Below are 16,776 nucleotides of genomic sequence, written 5' to 3' on the forward strand. Positions count from 1 at the left end.
AAAAGGGCGGATGAGCTGTATCCGCCCCGTAAAGAGTTCCCTCCTCCCCTATTTGGAGGCTTATTTACCTGCTAAGGCAAAAGAATATTTCAGATATATCCTTGTGTCCGTGTAATCATCCGAATCTTTGTTGTCTATTACAGCGTATCTGGCTCTGATGCTGAATCCGTCCAGAATACCGCCGAAGTTTTTACCGAAGTTGTATTGAACGTTGTAGTCCATTTCGTCTGCATCAGTTGATTTCCCGCCGATTTCAGGCGCATTATAGACACCGTAGAACACATATGCCGAAAGTCCTTTTACACCAAGCTGTCCGAAGTCATAACCGACCATAGCAGCTATAGCCTCTTCCTCTGCATACTGTGAGGCAAGTACCTGCTGGTTTATGACACGGCTGTCACCCCAAGGCGTCAGCAGGCTTGTGTCGCCTGTTTTCGCATAGAAACCCGTCAGGGAAACGCCGTATGCGGATGCACCGGCAACCAGACCTATCTGGTCGCTGTCAAGCTCGCCGCCAAGTTCGTCGCCTTTTGATTTCTGTTTGAAATAGGTTGGTGAAATACTGAATTTATATTCGCCTATCTGTTTTGCCGCCGTAAATTTATAATATGTCATGTCCATGACATCGGACATACTGTATACCCATCCCTCAACAGACGCATCAAGCGCGCTGACTGGAAGTTTATATTTCGCGCCGCCTATGAGCATGGGGTTGTTATCGTCTGCTGCACTGCTGACAGATTCCGACATATCCATATAGTCGTCGTCCGCCCAGCCCATGTATCCTGTGATGTAATATCCCTGAAGCTCAAGATTGTTTATGCTCTTGTTGCTGACGGACACACCTTTATATGATTTGGGAAGAAGGCGGATATCGTTTCCGTTCATATAGGGGGTGTTGAGCATCTGACCGCCATATCTTACGGTGGTATCAAACCACTCGCCCTGAACGTATGCCTCCTGTATTCTGGTGACGCTGTCGTGGTTGCCGCTGCCGTCTTTAGGCAGAAGTCCGTAAACAGCCTTGCTGTCACTGCTTCCGGTATCGTTGGCAGTTGCGAATGTCAGCCCGAAGCTGATACCTTTAAGCGCGGCGGATTTGTAGCCGAACAGCCCGCCGGTTGCATAGTCCTCCCTTTCCGTCTGATCACCGTCGAAGTCCCGGTCATAATAGAATGACCTGAGTTCACCACTGACACTGCCCTGACTGAACATATCTTTAAGATTGTCAGCCGCAAAGCATGTGGAGGTTGTCAGGATGGCAAGAGAACCGATTAAAACCGGTATTTTTCTGAAGTACATGGCACTCTCCTTAAGTAAGAAATATGCAAAATCTATACTCAAGAAGCATGCCATCATGTTCGTAACAGATAAGACATTGTCAATAAATACAATATTCAGAGAGACACATTATTATCCATTGTTTTGACGATACAGTATGTCTCACCGGAAGTGTCTTAGTACTCTATATTGTATTCCTGTAATTTTCTGTAGAGTGTCGCTCTGCCCATTTTCAGGATGCGCGCCGCTTTTGCTTTGTAACCTTTCGCCTCGTCCAGCGCCTTGATTATCATCTCCCTCTCTTCGTCGGACGTTTGCGGTCTGCTCCCTGCAAAATCCGCCGGCAGGTTATTTCTGGTCAGGAAAGACGTTCCAGCCATAAGGCAGGCGTATTCCATAACATGTTCCAGCTCACGCACATTGCCCGGCCAGTCGTGTTCAGACAGCATCTTTTTTACATCGTCCGCCATATCCACGATATTCTTGCCGAGTTTGCGGTTGAATCTCTCTATGAACGAAGACGCCAGCGGGATTATATCCTCTTTTCTGTCCCTCAGGGGCGGCACATTCAAAGTAACGACTTTAAGCCTGTAATAGAGGTCTTCGCGAAACTGCCCCTTCGCCACCATATCCCTTAGGTCTCTGTTTGTGGCAGCTATGACCCGCACGTCAACTTTAACAGGTTCGTTCTTTCCTATTATCTCAACTTCCTTCTCCTGTAATACCCGAAGAAGGCGCACCTGAACGTTTGACGAGATATCCCCTATCTCGTCAAGGAATATCGTCCCACCGTCCGCCGCTTCAAATTTACCTGTTTTATCTTTATAAGCCCCTGTGAAAGCTCCTTTGACATGCCCGAAAAGCTCGCTTTCGAGCAGGTTTTCCGGTATTGCAGAGCAGTTCAGCTTTATGAAAGGTCTGTCCTTGCGCTTACCCGCTTCATGGATTCCGCAGGCAACAAGCTCTTTTCCCGTACCGCTCTCACCCAGTATCAAAACGGTGGATTCCACATCCGCCAGAGAACGCATCATCCCGAAAAGATTCATCATATTTGCGCTCTTGCCTATCATATTGTCAAAACCGCTTTTAACGGCAGTCTGAATAGAAACCGTCTCATCGGACACAACCACAAGGACACCGAAATTCTTTCCGTCGTTATCCAGCAGAGGAGTTATGTTCAGCCGGAGCTGTCGTGTATGGTCATCTTTTGAATATTCCGCCATGACGGTATGCATAGGGTTGCCTGTTTTTGATGCTTTTTTAACGGGAAATATCAGTGTTGATGCAAAGAATTCGTTTATGTTTTCCATAGGCTTGCCAATATCTTCGTTTCCAAGCCCGAAAAGATCTCCCGCACTGTTGTTGAAACAGGTCATACACCCGTTTTTGTCAAACGAAAGGATGCCCTCCGAAACGCTCTTGATGATCGCCTCCATATGTCTGACATATTTCGTTATTTCAGTTTTTATTGCCATGCGGCTGAGTTCTTCGTTCCTCTTCATTTTGCTGGTTATGTCGGTTCCTACTATCATATATCCCGACACGCCGTGTTCCTTATACGAAAGGATATTGATATGCCAGAGGTAATGGTATACGTTGCCGAAGATTATCAGGTCAGACTCTGCCTCTACCCTCTGATCTTTCGGATTGGCTTTAAGCTGTTCAGCTATGCGCTCTTTGCTGACATTGAGATAGCCAAGCACCGATGAACCGCCTGAACAAGTAAGAAGTGAGTACGCCTTTTCGTTGTACTCTATGATATTGAATTCCTCATCGGTGAGAACTATCGGGGCGTTTGAATTTTTAATAAGTACGCGATATTTGCGCTCATTGAGAACAAGTTTTTCCTCGGCGGTTCTGGCGTTGGTTATGTCTGTATATGCACCGCGCATACCGATGAAACTGTCGTTATCGAATATCCCTTTGCAGTTATTGCTCAGCCACCTGATACAGCCGTCTTTGCGGATTATCCTTATATCTGTCTTAAATGCTTCATGGGACAATCTGGCGGATTGTTCAGCTTTCAGCCATTTCTCATAATCGTCCGGATGGATAAGCTTTTCATAGAAAAAAGGATAATCAGAAAGCTCCTCTTTTGAATAACCCGTTATCTCTTCCGCGGCAGGGGAAATATATATCAGCCTTCCGTGATCGTTCACCCAGTATACCCAATCAGTTGAAAAGTCGCAGACGGTCTGCAAAATGTCGTTACTGCTCTTAAGCTCCTGCCTGCTGCTGTTTATCTGCATAAGCAGTCTGTTAATGGCGTTGGCGGTTTCCATCACCTCATCGTTGGAATCCACCTTTATAAGTCCTTCACTTTCGGGATCATGTAAAAGACTGTCGACTTGCTGTTTCAGAGAAACAAGAGGAGTTATAAGATTTCTGACAACGAATGAAAGCATGAAGAAAACAATGAACGCTCCCGCTATAACAAAGAAGATAAGGGTTGATTCCGCCATGTATATGTGCTTGAAGATATTGTCGGATCTGTAATTTGCTATAACTGTCCAGCCTGCCACGGGAACTCTGCTAAAAGAAGACTGAATCACCTGTTTTTTCCCGTCCTTATACTCTATGCTTCCAGAACCTTGCTTGATCATATCCCAAATGATCGGGTTCTCTATGACATCAGCCTTACCGGATATCTTGCTCCTGTCCGGATGCATTATAACGTTTGAGTTTGCATCGACCAGATATATCCAGCCGTCGTTGTTAAGGTGACTGAATTCATTGTTGTTAAATATATTTTTCCTGTACAGGTTCACTGAACCGGTTATGATTCCTTTCAAATGTCCGTCAACGATGACCGGTGCGGCAATGACAACCATCGGATCTGTGAGCTTTGTACTGGCAGTGGCTCTAAGCGGTGCGGAGATGTATAGTTTATGCGTCTTCATCGGCACTTTGATATAATCGCGCCAGATAAAACTCATCATTATCCTTTCGGGGCTGTTATCACCGGATTCCGCAAGGAGTTGTCCGTTCTCATTGAACAGCATAATGTTGTCGTCAAACACCGAATTAAGCGAGATATGCTTCTTGATGTAGTTGTCTGCGGACGCATGGTCTTTAAAGCTGTCTTGAGTTATACTGTCCGCCGAACTTTTAAGAACTCTTGTCAGAATTATCAGCTTAGTGTTTATCTCGTCAGCAAGTTTTGCCACAAGCTCATACTGCTGTGCCTGAACAGATTTTTTTGCATTATATTTAAAATACCAGATACCCATATAAGTAAATGCTGGGAAAATAAGAAAAAATATAAGTAATACGCTGAAAATGAATTTCGTTTTAAGGCTTCTCATTTGCATGGCATACAATCCTTATGTCGGACTACTTTTTTTTAATGATCAAGTATATCACGTCCGAAAATCATATTCCACAACATTAATCATGTTAAACCATTATTGATAAAGCTAAATTGTATCATAATGCCCGACATTCGGTCGTTTTGAAACACTATTTATGAGACACAGTGTCTCACGAAACTTAACAAGACAGCCATAAGAATCTGTTCTGTGACCATAACAGTTTAATAACAATCAAAAATCTAATACCCATACTTTATGGCACGCTAATTGAGTAATAGACGTTATGACAGACCCCGGATATTCAATAATTTTCCGTGGAGTCTCGTATTAATTTTTTAAGGAGGAAGCAATGAGATTGCTTAACAAGGTTATCATGGTGTGCGCTCTGCTCGCATTCGCAGTTCCAAATGCGTTTGCTGTGCAAAAGCTGACGGCAGACATTGTTGTTGTCGGAGGCGGCTTTTCCGGTCTTTCCGCAGCGCTGACAGCCGTGCGTGAAGGCGCTTCGGTGGTCGTTTTTGAAAAACTGCCCGGTCTTGGCGGTGCAGGTAACTATCCCGAAGGCTCAACAGGTGTCGGCACAAAAATGCAGGCAAGAGCAGGATATGACACAAGCGTTGACAAAGTATTCAGCGCTGCGATAGATTTCCACCACTGGCGCGCAAACGCAGCGGTTATCAGAACTCTGCTTGAAAACTCCGGCGAAACCATCGACCGAATCGAAGATATGGGTGTTGAGTTCAAAGGTATCAAAACAACTTTCCCCGAAGAAAAATCTCTCCATGTGTGGCACTGCTACAAACACAACGGAGCAAGCGTTGTAAGAGCCATGCAGAAAGAAATTTATGCTAAGGGCGGAAAGATATTCCTTGAAACTCCCGTTACAAAGCTTATGACTGATAAATCAGGACGCGTCATCGGCGTTTACGCCACAGACACTGCATACGGCGAAAAATATGAAGTTAAAGCAAAAGGCGGCGTAATCCTTGCCACAGGCGGATTTGAAAGCAACAAAAAAATGCTCGCTCAATATGTTACAGACAGCAGCGGCGAAGGCATGTATGAACCCATCTTCTACAGAGGCCCCGTTCTTGACGGACGCGAAGGCGACGGTATCAATATGGCAAAAGCTGTCGGCGCAGGTCTTGCAGGTATGCAGACTGTCGCAGGGAACAGCCCCTATCTTGATGACAAACACCTTCCGCTGATATTCCAATTCAACGGTTCCGACTCCCTGAAACAAACAAGAGCGGCTCTCAGCCAGCCTTTCCTCTGGGTAAACCAAACAGGCGACCGTTTTTATAACGAATCACAGGGTTCAAGTTTCACAAACGTTTACAACGCCATGACATCTAACGGCGGCGTTATGTACAGCATCTTTGACGAAAGCATGAAACAAAGAATGATCAGCAGCGGTCCGTTGATCCCCTTCAACGCAATTGTTGTAGTAGGTCAGAAAATGACAGAGCTCGATCAAGGTATCCAGACAGGTATCGAACAGGGTTACGCTTTCAAAGCAAACACTCTTGAAGAACTCGCTAAAAAGATCGGCGTCGATGTCAGCCACCTTAAAAAAAGTGTTGCCAGTGTAAACAAATACGCTGCCGACAAAAAAGACCCCGAATGGGGACGCAAACCTGAACACATCATCGCTTTTCAGGATCAGGGACCTTACTACGCTCTGAAAGGCATCCGTGCATTCTTCCTTACACTCGGCGGAGTTAAGATCAATACCGAGTTTCAGGCTCTCACAACTCACGGCAAACCCATCAAAGGTCTGTATGTAACAGGTCAGGACATGGGCGGACTTTACGACAGCTCATATGACCTGCTCGTTGAAGGTTCTGCAAGCGGTTTCGCACTCACATCAGGCAGACTGGCAGCACAGAACATAATCAAAAACGAATTAGGAAGATAAGGAGCAGCATAATGTCCAGAAAATTTCATATAATAACAACAGCCTTTTTCGCTGTATGCCTGTTCTTCGCTTTCGCAGGTGTTTCATCTGCCGCCGGCAAAGAGATCGTGTCCACACTCAAACACAAAGAGGCAGGACTTAAATGCATCGACTGCCACGGGACAAACAAACCCACAAAGATGCCCCACCACAGTGCGTGCATCAAATGCCACGACTCAGGCAACGGAAACTATACAGGTGAAATGCGCACCTATATCAACTCCGGCAAAGAAAGACAGTTCAACATGCACGATTCCCACCAGGGACCGGTCAGATGTACAGTGTGCCACACCGTACACAAAGCACCTAAAGAGAAAATGCACTGCAACTGGTGCCACCAGATAGAAGTTAAGGTTAAATAAGTAACCTCATTAAAAAAGCGGGACAATTTCGTCCCGCTTTTTATTTAATCACAGCCGCATGTGGGGCTTAGAGTTCCGTCACAACAGAGCGCCCGCCCACCGGAGCATCCGCACACACCGCCGTGGTGCGAACAGCAACCTCGCCTGAAATCCTCATTTTTCTTCTTTTGCGGCAATATATTTTCTTTTTGATAGTTAAATGCAAAGAGCGGCTTTTCATATTCCGCCTTTTTTTCCTGAGCAAAAACAGTCAATGAAAACGAAATACAAAATATAACAAGTGAAACACGCACCGTACACCTCTTATTGCAATATTGTTAATATTATCACAATAAGATGATTTAAGGATTGTATCAGAATAAGATTTATATAGCTCAAAAGGATATATCAGACGTCAGCTTCCACCGGGGAAAACGATATCATGAGATATGAACTGACAAGCATGGCAAGCATGGCGGAAACACCGGCAAAGTAAAATACAAACCGGATACCCAGAAAAGAATGAATCAGAGAACCCGCAAAAGGTGCAACGGCAAACCCCAGATTAAGAGCTCCGTTAAAAACTCCCGCTGTTTTTCCAAGTCCCATACGTTCACCCTCTTCTATCAGAAGAGCTGAACAGGCTGGCTGTGACATAGCACTGAAAACACCCACCAGACCGCATATCAGAAGAATACCGTAATAGCTTTCAACCAACGGCAGAAAAACCAGAAGCATACCAGTATAAAGACCGCCGGAAATTATCATCAGATTTTTCGGATATCTGTCTGCCAGAACTCCCATAGGGCGAAGAAAAACTATCATCACAATGGTGGACAAAGACATTACAATGCCTGTGCGGAACGGCGAAAGCCCCATTGTTTGTTCAAGATAGATAGGCAGAAAGATGCACAGAGCCGATATCGTGAAAGCCCTCCCGAAGATAAACGCCAGAAGTGCCGCAACTACAGGATTTTTTATAACATCTGAAAAAGAGGTACCGTCTTCATCAGAACTAACCCTCTCCACCGCATCCAGAGCATACAGAACGGACGCAGCAAACGCCGATATGCAGAGAGCAGACAGGAGCAGAAAAAGCCCACTGAAGCCGAAAGTATCCCTTATGATACCTCCAAGGAGAGGTCCGGCGGCGGTTGCCGCATAAAAAGATATATCGAACGCACCCATTGAAGACGCCCTGCGCGTGCGGGGAGCAAGACTCCCCGCGGAGGCAAGTATCACAGGTCTGAACATAGCGGCTGCCAGACCCTGCAGGATACGCAGAGCTGTTACTATAAGGAGGTCGTTGAAAAAAACATATGAAAGCGCGATAATAGAATAGACTGCGGTTGACGCCATTATCATTCTTCCGCTTCCTATTTTATCGCAAAGCATCCCCGTAAAAGGGCTGAAAAATATCTTCGCCGCAAAATAACCCCCTACAGCAAAGGCAAACATCAACCCTCTTGCGCCGATGCTTCCGGCATAGAGTGAGAAATATGCATCGGATACGGCAAATCCAAGAGAAACAGCAAGATTTATAATAAACAGAATTTTAAGTCTGTAGTCCATTTCCGCCTCCGGTAAATGGAAAGGCGGGGTTCGGGGTTCCCCGCCTTAGCCAGTGGTTCTTTCGCGTGTACTACATTGGAGGATAAAGGAAAAACTCTCTCTCTACTTCTTTGCCCCACCGAAAGCAAATTTATACGTTACATAAAAACATCATGCGGCAGATAACCATCTGCCGCATAAAAGGAGGCTGTTTAACTGTTCTTGCCAAATTTGAAACTGTATATCAGACGCAGTCTGAGTTCTTTTGCATCTTCAGCGCCGTCATAATTGATATCAGCCAATCCTGCCTCAAGACTGAGACCGTCCAAAGCCCCATTAAAGTTTTTGCCGAACTTATACTGGAGGTTATAGTCTGTCTCAACTGCATCAGGAGTTGCGCTGCTTCCGCTGTCAGGAGTATCGTAAACGGTATACCAAACATATGCGGAAAGACCGGTCAGACCGATTTTTGTGAGATCATATCCCACAAGAACACCGTATGCGTCCTCTTCAGCTCTGTTTCCGGAGACCATATACTGCTGCATAATGACCTTTCCAAAACCCCATGGAGTAAACAGAGCATCATCACCGGTTTTAGAATAATATGCTTTGAGGTCTATTCCGTTAAAATTGACACCTGTCTGAAATCCGTATTGATATGTGTCCAGTTTGCCTGCAAGATCATCCCCCGCAGAATCCTGTTTCAGATATGAAGGTATGAATGAAACATTCACATCATTGATTGTTTTGGAGAGATTCACAATTGCCATCTGTGAGTTGAATACATCATCCATATGATATACCCATCCCTCTATACCAAGATTCACGGATTCAGTCGGAACATGATATTTTGCGCCGCCGATAAGAAGCGGATTTTCATCATCAGAATCAGTTACAGAGCTCATTATAGGCATATAGTCACTGTCGTTCCAGTTTGAATAGCCTGTGATGTAATAAGCGTCCAGCTCAAGGTTATCGATGCTTTTATTGGCGATTGAAAGACCTTTATAAGTTTTCGGGAGCAGACGGCAATAGTCCATGTTCATGATGGGCGTATAAATTTCCTGAGCGCCGTATTTGAATGTCGTGTCAAAATAATCGCCCTGAATATAATACTCCATCATTTTTGTATAGCTCTTATGTTCGCTGGCAGTACTTTCATCAAGCAGACCATAATTGCCCTTGTTGTCATCGCTCAGAAAGTTATTCGCAGTGGCAAAAGTCAATCCGAGACTGATTCCGTGAAGCGGAGCTGTTTTATAGTAAACAAACCCGCCTATTACATTGTCACCAAGGTCGCGGCTTGAACCCTCATTATCATAAGTATATGAAAATGCCCTGATCTGACCGTGTACGGAACCTTCCGAAAACATATCAGCAATGCTGTCTGCGGCATAAGCCTGTGCGGCAAACAAAGACACCACTGTAAAAGTTAATAAACTTCTAAGTTTCATAATATTCTCCTTTTAAACTTAAGGGAGTACCAAACCAAAAGTGTGGCATCTTTTTTCACATGTTGTAGTAGCTGCTTTTTCGTGTCCTTTGTGACACTCGGTACATTCAACATTGCCAAGGTGAGATTTATGGGGGTTCAGGTTACTGAGGTAGGTTCCGTCACCCTTTTTCTCTGTTTTTTTCGCCATGCCTTCATATCCGTCGTGGCAGGAGAGGCAAGTATCTACCTTGACAGGAGCTTTTTCTTCTCCGATGGCATGACAGTCTGTACATGCAACTCCCTGTTTCAGGTGTTTTTGAGCAAGCAATTCGTTATTTTGAGCCGCTGCAAACGCAATTACAGGCACTATGCATATCACAAAGATCATGCTTATTATTTTTCTGGATATTTGTTTCATTTTATTACCCTCTTGTCTGCACTGTTATTTTTTCAGAGATTTGACATATGCAGAGCTGTTTTCACCCGCAAGCTTCCCTGAAACAACAGCAAAACCTGCTGTCAAACCTTCAACGGTCATATAGCTGTCTGAATAGAGACCGCCTGCAACGTTGCCCACAGCATAAAGACCTTTAACCGGGTTCATATCGTTGTCAACAGCCTCAAGTTTCTCGTTAACTCTGATGCCGCCGATGGTAGTAAGGTTATATGCGGTAACTTCAAGTGCATAGAAGGGACTTTTAGACACAGGATAAAGAAGATCAGCCTTCGGTTTACCGAACTGTTCGTCCACACCTGTTTTTACATATCTGTTGTAATCTGCGACCTGTTTCACAAAATCGTCTTTATGAAATCCGGCTTTTGCGGCAAGTTCTTCGAGCGTGTTGCCTTTAAAGACAATTCCTTCTTTCATAGCTGCTTCCAGATCTTTCTGGAGATTAGGAATAGGACCATTTTCCAGACCGGGGATATTTCTGATATTTGCGAATGAATCAATCATGCCTGTTTTTGATGTCATGAATTTATTGAGCATAGCCTGGTCAAAAACCACGAAACCACTTCCGCCAACGGGAACAAGTGCGTTCGCTACATATGCGTTGTCGTAAACATGATGTTCGTTGTAATAACGCTGACCAGTTTTATCCAGCCAAAGAATGGGCACATGGATAAGGGATTCAAGTTTCGGCATAAAAACAGATTCTTTATTGGTGCCTTTTTCAACAATACCTGTACCGTGATACTCGGTTACGGTTTCGTGATATTTTGCAGCGCCTGCATCCCATGCCATTTTCAGACCGTCGCCGTCATTATAAAGCCAGCCCATGGGGTGTCCTACTATTCCCATATCATCCATCATTTTCTGATTGCCGAGAAATCCTCCGGTGGCAACAATAGCAACTTTGGTTTTAAAAGAATATTTTGTACCGTCATCACCGACAGCTTCAACGCCGCATACAGCACCGTTAGCGTCAGTTAAGATTTTTGAACCTGTAGTTCTGAGCAGAACTGTTCCGCCTGCTTTTTCAAAAGAAGCACCGATTGCTTTAACTCCCTGATTACTGTTCCATCTGTGATAAATGATCGGTTTTTCAGCATCATGTGCAAACTGCTGCGGCATATCGGGCAGCCATATTTTTGCACCGTTTTTCATAAGCCAATCAATGGTTTCAGCAGAGTGTTCAACAGTTGTTCTCGCCAGTCTGGCATTAAAAAACAAATGCGTGTAATCTTCCATCTGCTTAAATACCTCTAAAGGAGTAATCTTCATATTACGCGCTCTTTGGAGAGAGGTGTTGACACCCATCATACCGGAAGAAAACTGTGAAGCTCCCAGTTCTCTGGCTTTTTCAATCAAAAGCACTTTGGATCCGGATTGAGCGGCAGAAAGAGCCGCTGCCGCACCCGAAGCTCCGCCGCCGATAACGACAACATCATAGCTTTGCTGGACTGTTCCGGTTGCGGCAAAACACAGAGATGAAACCATTAGAAGAACAAAAGACATAAGAAACGTTTTAATTTTGCCCATAATAAATCTCCTTTAATATTTTAGAATGAACGTTCACACTTTTTTAATACTCAAACAAAGTCATGTTGTCAATATATTATTTATTATAAACTGGCAAATAAGCGTTATTACAGGAGAAATTAGAATGAACATTTACTTTTTTTATAAATCAATATTCAGATGTATATATCTCATATACAAAAACCCTATTTATTGACTAAAAAAAGCTTTTCAGGTAGTATAAGGTCATGAAAGAAAAGAAAATATCGCTCACAAAAGAAAAACGTGATGCGTTAAAAAAAACAAAAATTATTGAAGCTGCCAGAAAATGCGTTGCATACAAAGGTTTCCATGCAACCAGCATGAATGAAATAGCAAAATGTGCAAATATGAGTGTCGGTCATATTTATCACTATTTCGATAATAAGAATGAAATTATAAACGGTATAGTCGAACACTCAACCCAAGAACATCTCCAATGGATTGCTTCAACTGCACTGAGAAGAGATATCGCATGCTTTCACATTGAATATTTTAAAGAGAAATTCGTTAATGATCACGAAGAAAGAGCACTTTTACTGGAAATACACGCGGAAGCAGCAAGAAATACCGTTGTAGCGGAAATGCTTACAAACGCTGACATCTTATACAGAAACCTTGCACTGCTTGCCGTAAAACCGGTATTCCCCAATGTCCCCGAAGATGAGCTGAAAGCGAGAATCGAGCTTATGGCGAATATATCTGAAAGCTTTCTTATGAGAAGTATTAAAAAACCAAGTGCCGACAGTGCCAAAGTGGATGAACTTCTCCGGCATGTTATTGATCAGATATGGACAGAATAATGAAAACTATATATCAGCTTCCACCGGGGAAAACGATATCATGAGATACGAACTGACAAGCATGGCGAGCATAGCGGAAACACCGGCAAAGTAAAATACGAAACGAATACCCAGAAAAGAAAGGATCAGAGAACCCGCCAAAGGTGCAACGGCAAAGCCCAGATTGAGTGCTCCGTTAAAAACTCCAGCTGTTTTACCAAGCCCCATACGTTCACCCTCTTCTATCAGAAGAGCTGAACAGGCTGGCTGTGACATAGCACTGAAAACACCCACCAGACCGCATATCAGAAGAATACCGTAATAGCTTTCAACCAACGGCAGAAAAACCAGAAGCATACCAGTATAAAGACCGCCGGAAATTATCATCAGATTTTTCGGATATCTGTCTGCCAGAACTCCCATAGGGCGAAGAAAAACTATCATCACAATGGTGGACAAAGACATTACAATGCCTGTGCGGAACGGCGAAAGCCCCATTGTTTGTTCAAGATAGATAGGCAGAAAGATGCACAGAGCCGATATCGTGAAAGCCCTCCCGAAGATAAACGCCAGAAGTGCCGCAACTACAGGATTTTTTATAACATCTGAAAAAGAGGTACCGTCTTCATCAGAACTAACCCTCTCCACCGCATCCAGAGCATACAGAACGGACGCAGCAAACGCCGATATGCAGAGAGCAGACAGGAGCAGAAAAAGCCCACTGAAGCCGAAAGTATCCCTTATGATACCTCCAAGGAGAGGTCCGGCGGCGGTTGCCGCATAAAAAGATATATCGAACGCACCCATTGAAGACGCCCTGCGCGTGCGGGGAGCAAGACTCCCCGCGGAGGCAAGTATCACAGGTCTGAACATAGCGGCTGCCAGACCCTGCAGGATACGCAGAGCTGTTACTATAAGGAGGTCGTTGAAAAAAACATATGAAAGCGCGATAATAGAATAGACTGCGGTTGACGCCATTATCATTCTTCCGCTTCCTATTTTATCGCAAAGCATCCCCGTAAAAGGGCTGAAAAATATCTTCGCCGCAAAATAACCCCCTACAGCAAAGGCAAACATCAACCCTCTTGCGCCGATGCTTCCGGCATAGAGTGAGAAATATGCATCGGATACGGCAAATCCAAGAGAAACAGCAAGATTTATAATAAACAGAATTTTAAGTCTGTAGTCCATTTCCGCCTCCGGTAAATGGAAAGGCGGGGTTCGGGGTTCCCCGCCTTAGCCAGTGGTTCTTTCGCGTGTACTACATTGGAGGATAAAGGAAAAACTCTCTCTCTACTTCTTTGCCCCACCGAAAGCAAATTTATACGTTACATAAAAACGTGTATCATCATAATCTTCGCCGTCATCGACATCGACCATGGCATATCTGGTTCTGAGTCCCAGACCGTCAAGAGCGCCGGAAAAAGCATACTGGATGCTGAAATCTGTCTCTTTCATGTCGGCAGATGCATTGGAACCTGATTCGGGTGTATCATATACAGCGTGGAATACATAAGCGCTGAGACCTTTAACGCCGAGCGTACCGAAATCATAATTGATCTTGCCCGCATAAGCTTTTTCTTCTGCTCTGCCGGATGCAAGTATCTGCTGAATTATGACCTTAGTGTCGCCCCACGGAACAAGCAGATCGTCGTCGCCTGTTTTCGCGTAGAACCCTGTGATGTCAAAGCCTTTGAACTTAACACCTGCATTGAAACCATATTGATCCGTATCAAGTTCACCTGCAAGCTCATCACCCTGTGACCTCTGATCAAGGACAGTCGGCGATACATATACAGTCACGCCGCCAAAGTCTTTGGATACGGAGGCATTCAGGTAAGTTTCATTAAAGATATCGGGCATATTGTAATGCCAAGCCTGAACACTGGACTTAACAGAATCTACGGGTATGTTGTACTGAGCGCCGAAAACAAGAACCGGTTTATCGTCGTCAATAGAAGAAGAAATAGATTTGGAAGCTGAAATAAATTCGTCGTCAGCCCATCCCATATAATCTGTTATGTAGTAAGCCGAAAGGGTAAGGTTATCCACTGATTTGTTCTCAATGGTCAAACCTTTATAAGTTTTCGGAAGCATACGGATGTCGTGCTTGTTCATGAATGGAGTGTTAAGCTCCTGAGCACCGTATTTGATCTTTGTGTTGAACCAGTCGCCCTGAATATAATATTCCTGCATGCGGGTAAAACCTTCATGGTCACCGTCGGCTCCTCTCTGGAGCAGTCCGTATACAACATCGTCGTCATCGCTGTACATATCGCGGGCAACGGCAAAAGTAGCGCCGAAGCTTACGCCTTTCAGGTCGCCTGTGTGCAGATAAAGAAGACCGCCGATGGCGTTGTCTCTTCTTGTTGTGGTGTCCTCATCAAAGTCCCTTTTAAAATCAAGCATTCTGATCTCGCCTTTTCCGTAACTCTGGGCAAACATATCCTTAAGGTTGTCCGCCGCAAAAGAAGTTGATGTAAGACCGAGTGCGAGAGCTGCTGCTATAGCTATCTTGCGTTTCATGTTTCCTCCTGACAAAGTCGTAAAAGGTGTCCGGCGTTTTTCACCGGACACCGTGTCATTATTTACCTTTAACGTATTTAGCGGCATTTTCAGCAGCTATACGTCCTGAGTTGATGGCAAAACCGAATGTTCCGCCGCCAAGTTTCAGGTCATAGCTGTCGCCATACATACCGCCTGCGTCAAGACCGCCCGCATAGAGACCGGAAATTACCTCGCCGTCAACATCAACAACTTCAGCTTTTTCGTTGATCTTAACACCGCCGAGTGTTCCCAGCGCTCTGGGGTGGAGCTTTGTCACATAGAAGGGAGCTTTTGATACTGAACGCAGATATCTTGCGTTTTTGTGGTAAAGGTCGTCTTTGTGCATATCAGCCGCTTTATTGATGTCCGCAACTGTCTTTTTCAGAATTGCAGGATCAGCACCGATAGCTTTGGCAACCTCTTCGATTGTGTTGCATTTGAAAACGTTGCCATTCTTTTTGGCGAGTTCTTTATTGAATTCGTCATCAAGTTTGTCAAGTTTTGTTCCGTAAATTACCCATTCACCAAGGGGCATATCTATACCCTGATTGATGAACATCTGTCTTGAGTTGTCATCATAGATAGAGTAAGCGGTACCGCCTATTCTTTCCAGAGAGTTACCTGATTGAGGCCACTCTGTTATGTTTGACTCGTCAGTATATCTGTGACCTTTGGGGTCTACGAAAAGATAGGGCTGAACTGCCGCAGCGATAAGCTGTGATGCGGGGTGGAAACCTGCCAGACCGGGTCTGTATGACTGCATTACGTCAACGCCCTCTTCTGCTGCGCCTGCTTTCCATGCCATCTGGATACCGTCGCCCATTTTGCCTATCTGACCGATGAAGATCATTTCAGGATATCTGGAATATTTCTTCATCATCTCTTTGTTGTTCGCATATCCGCCGCTTGATATAAGAACGGCTTTAGCGTTAACTATTACCTTTTCGCCATCTTTTGTGGAACCGATGACTCCGGCAACTTTACCATCTTTTTTGATGATATCGTTTGCAGGTGTTTCAAGAAGAAGTGTACCGCCGTTGTTCACAAAAGTTTTTGTGAGAGCCATCATAACGGCTTTTCCATGGTGGTATGTTTTTCCGTCCTGTTCATAGTCACCGACAACGTGCCATGTAAGGGGACCGCCGAAGCCGCCGACACCTATATATTCATACTGGATGCCGAACTGTTTCAGCCATTCGATGGTTTCAGCGGATTTGTTTACAAATGCACTGACCAGAGGAGCGTTTGCTCTCCAGTGGCTGTAGTCCATGATTGTTTTGAATGCGAACTCTTTTGAAACGTCGATACCCTGCCTGATCTGAAGGCTGCTTTCAGCCGCGAAAAGACCTTCGGCAAAGTTACCTGTTCCGCCTGTTATTGCCTGTTTTTCCATGACAACAACTTTAAGACCGAGCTGCTGAGCCTGAACAGCAGAGCTGAGACCTGTTGCACCGCCGCCGACGATGACGTAGTCTACATTGTAGACCTTGTCGGCATACGCGGGCATACACATGACCAATGCAATGAAGAAAGTTAAGATTGCTTTGATTGATAAAAGACGGTTCATTG

At 44.7% G+C, this 16,776-nt stretch carries 12 protein-coding genes; 3 read left to right on the top strand and 9 right to left on the bottom strand.

Features of this window, described 5'->3' with window-relative positions:
* Positions 1 to 60: 60 nt before the first annotated feature.
* Positions 61 to 1,302 (bottom strand): OprD family outer membrane porin, encoded by a 1,242-nt coding sequence (locus LRY47_RS12735; RefSeq protein WP_295226032.1) that lies wholly within the window; start codon positions 1,300 to 1,302, stop codon positions 61 to 63.
* Positions 1,303 to 1,457: 155 nt separating this feature from the next.
* Positions 1,458 to 4,511 (bottom strand): sigma 54-interacting transcriptional regulator, encoded by a 3,054-nt coding sequence (locus LRY47_RS12740; RefSeq protein ID WP_295226034.1) that lies wholly within the window; start codon positions 4,509 to 4,511, stop codon positions 1,458 to 1,460.
* Between the two features lie 430 nt (positions 4,512 to 4,941).
* Between LRY47_RS12740 and LRY47_RS12745 the strand changes: the two genes are divergently transcribed.
* A complete protein-coding gene (locus LRY47_RS12745; protein ID WP_295226036.1) occupies positions 4,942 to 6,510 on the top strand; it encodes an FAD-dependent oxidoreductase in 1,569 nt (522 codons plus the stop codon).
* Between the two features lie 11 nt (positions 6,511 to 6,521).
* Entirely contained in the window at positions 6,522 to 6,911 is a 390-nt protein-coding gene (locus LRY47_RS12750) for a cytochrome c3 family protein (RefSeq protein WP_295226038.1), read from the top strand.
* Positions 6,912 to 7,298: 387 nt separating this feature from the next.
* On the opposite strand, the gene LRY47_RS12755 is transcribed toward LRY47_RS12750, so the two are convergent.
* The 4 genes from LRY47_RS12755 to LRY47_RS12770 all read right to left on the bottom strand — a co-directional run bounded on the left by LRY47_RS12755 (position 7,299) and on the right by LRY47_RS12770 (position 11,860).
* Positions 7,299 to 8,462 (bottom strand): MFS transporter, encoded by a 1,164-nt coding sequence (locus LRY47_RS12755; protein WP_295226040.1) that lies wholly within the window; start codon positions 8,460 to 8,462, stop codon positions 7,299 to 7,301.
* 191 nt (positions 8,463 to 8,653) lie between these two features.
* Positions 8,654 to 9,895, bottom strand: coding sequence for an OprD family outer membrane porin (locus LRY47_RS12760; RefSeq protein WP_295226042.1), 1,242 nt, complete (start codon positions 9,893 to 9,895; stop codon positions 8,654 to 8,656).
* Positions 9,896 to 9,913: 18 nt separating this feature from the next.
* Positions 9,914 to 10,294, bottom strand: a complete 381-nt coding sequence (locus LRY47_RS12765; protein WP_295226044.1) for a cytochrome c3 family protein — start codon at positions 10,292 to 10,294, stop codon at positions 9,914 to 9,916.
* A gap of 24 nt (positions 10,295 to 10,318) precedes the next feature.
* On the bottom strand, positions 10,319 to 11,860 hold the full coding sequence (locus LRY47_RS12770; protein ID WP_295226047.1) for an FAD-dependent oxidoreductase: 1,542 nt from the start codon (positions 11,858 to 11,860) through the stop codon (positions 10,319 to 10,321).
* A 227-nt stretch (positions 11,861 to 12,087) separates the two neighbouring features.
* On the opposite strand from LRY47_RS12770, the gene LRY47_RS12775 reads away from it, so the two are divergent.
* Entirely contained in the window at positions 12,088 to 12,681 is a 594-nt protein-coding gene (locus tag LRY47_RS12775; RefSeq protein ID WP_295226048.1) for a TetR/AcrR family transcriptional regulator, read from the top strand.
* A 6-nt stretch (positions 12,682 to 12,687) separates the two neighbouring features.
* Here LRY47_RS12775 and LRY47_RS12780 read toward each other — a convergent pair whose 3' ends face one another.
* The 3 genes from LRY47_RS12780 to LRY47_RS12790 form a co-directional block, all read right to left on the bottom strand.
* A complete protein-coding gene (locus LRY47_RS12780) occupies positions 12,688 to 13,851 on the bottom strand; it encodes an MFS transporter (RefSeq protein ID WP_295226050.1) in 1,164 nt (387 codons plus the stop codon).
* Between the two features lie 102 nt (positions 13,852 to 13,953).
* Positions 13,954 to 15,186, bottom strand: coding sequence for an OprD family outer membrane porin (locus tag LRY47_RS12785; protein WP_295226052.1), 1,233 nt, complete (start codon positions 15,184 to 15,186; stop codon positions 13,954 to 13,956).
* A 58-nt stretch (positions 15,187 to 15,244) separates the two neighbouring features.
* The gene (locus tag LRY47_RS12790; RefSeq protein ID WP_295226054.1) at positions 15,245 to 16,774 is read right to left on the bottom strand and encodes an FAD-dependent oxidoreductase; all 1,530 of its coding nucleotides are present in this window, start codon (positions 16,772 to 16,774) and stop codon (positions 15,245 to 15,247) included.
* Between the last annotated feature and the right edge of the window lie 2 nt (positions 16,775 to 16,776).

The organism is Seleniivibrio sp. (assembly GCF_021209385.1).
Classification (GTDB): domain Bacteria; phylum Chrysiogenota; class Deferribacteres; order Deferribacterales; family Geovibrionaceae; genus Seleniivibrio.

Excerpts from the sequence above, each read along its gene's own strand:
- LRY47_RS12780 (WP_295226050.1), bottom strand. The coding sequence starts at position 13,851 with ATGGACTACAGACTTAAAATTCTGTTTATTATAAATCTTGCTGTTTCT.
- LRY47_RS12760 (WP_295226042.1), bottom strand. The coding sequence starts at position 9,895 with ATGAAACTTAGAAGTTTATTAACTTTTACAGTGGTGTCTTTGTTTGCC.
- LRY47_RS12735 (WP_295226032.1), bottom strand. The coding sequence starts at position 1,302 with ATGTACTTCAGAAAAATACCGGTTTTAATCGGTTCTCTTGCCATCCTG.
- LRY47_RS12770 (WP_295226047.1), bottom strand. The coding sequence starts at position 11,860 with ATGGGCAAAATTAAAACGTTTCTTATGTCTTTTGTTCTTCTAATGGTT.
- LRY47_RS12740 (WP_295226034.1), bottom strand. The coding sequence starts at position 4,511 with ATGGGTATCTGGTATTTTAAATATAATGCAAAAAAATCTGTTCAGGCA.
- LRY47_RS12745 (WP_295226036.1), top strand. The coding sequence starts at position 4,942 with ATGAGATTGCTTAACAAGGTTATCATGGTGTGCGCTCTGCTCGCATTC.
- LRY47_RS12765 (WP_295226044.1), bottom strand. The coding sequence starts at position 10,294 with ATGAAACAAATATCCAGAAAAATAATAAGCATGATCTTTGTGATATGC.
- LRY47_RS12775 (WP_295226048.1), top strand. The coding sequence starts at position 12,088 with ATGAAAGAAAAGAAAATATCGCTCACAAAAGAAAAACGTGATGCGTTA.
- LRY47_RS12785 (WP_295226052.1), bottom strand. The coding sequence starts at position 15,186 with ATGAAACGCAAGATAGCTATAGCAGCAGCTCTCGCACTCGGTCTTACA.
- LRY47_RS12755 (WP_295226040.1), bottom strand. The coding sequence starts at position 8,462 with ATGGACTACAGACTTAAAATTCTGTTTATTATAAATCTTGCTGTTTCT.
- LRY47_RS12750 (WP_295226038.1), top strand. The coding sequence starts at position 6,522 with ATGTCCAGAAAATTTCATATAATAACAACAGCCTTTTTCGCTGTATGC.
- LRY47_RS12790 (WP_295226054.1), bottom strand. The coding sequence starts at position 16,774 with ATGAACCGTCTTTTATCAATCAAAGCAATCTTAACTTTCTTCATTGCA.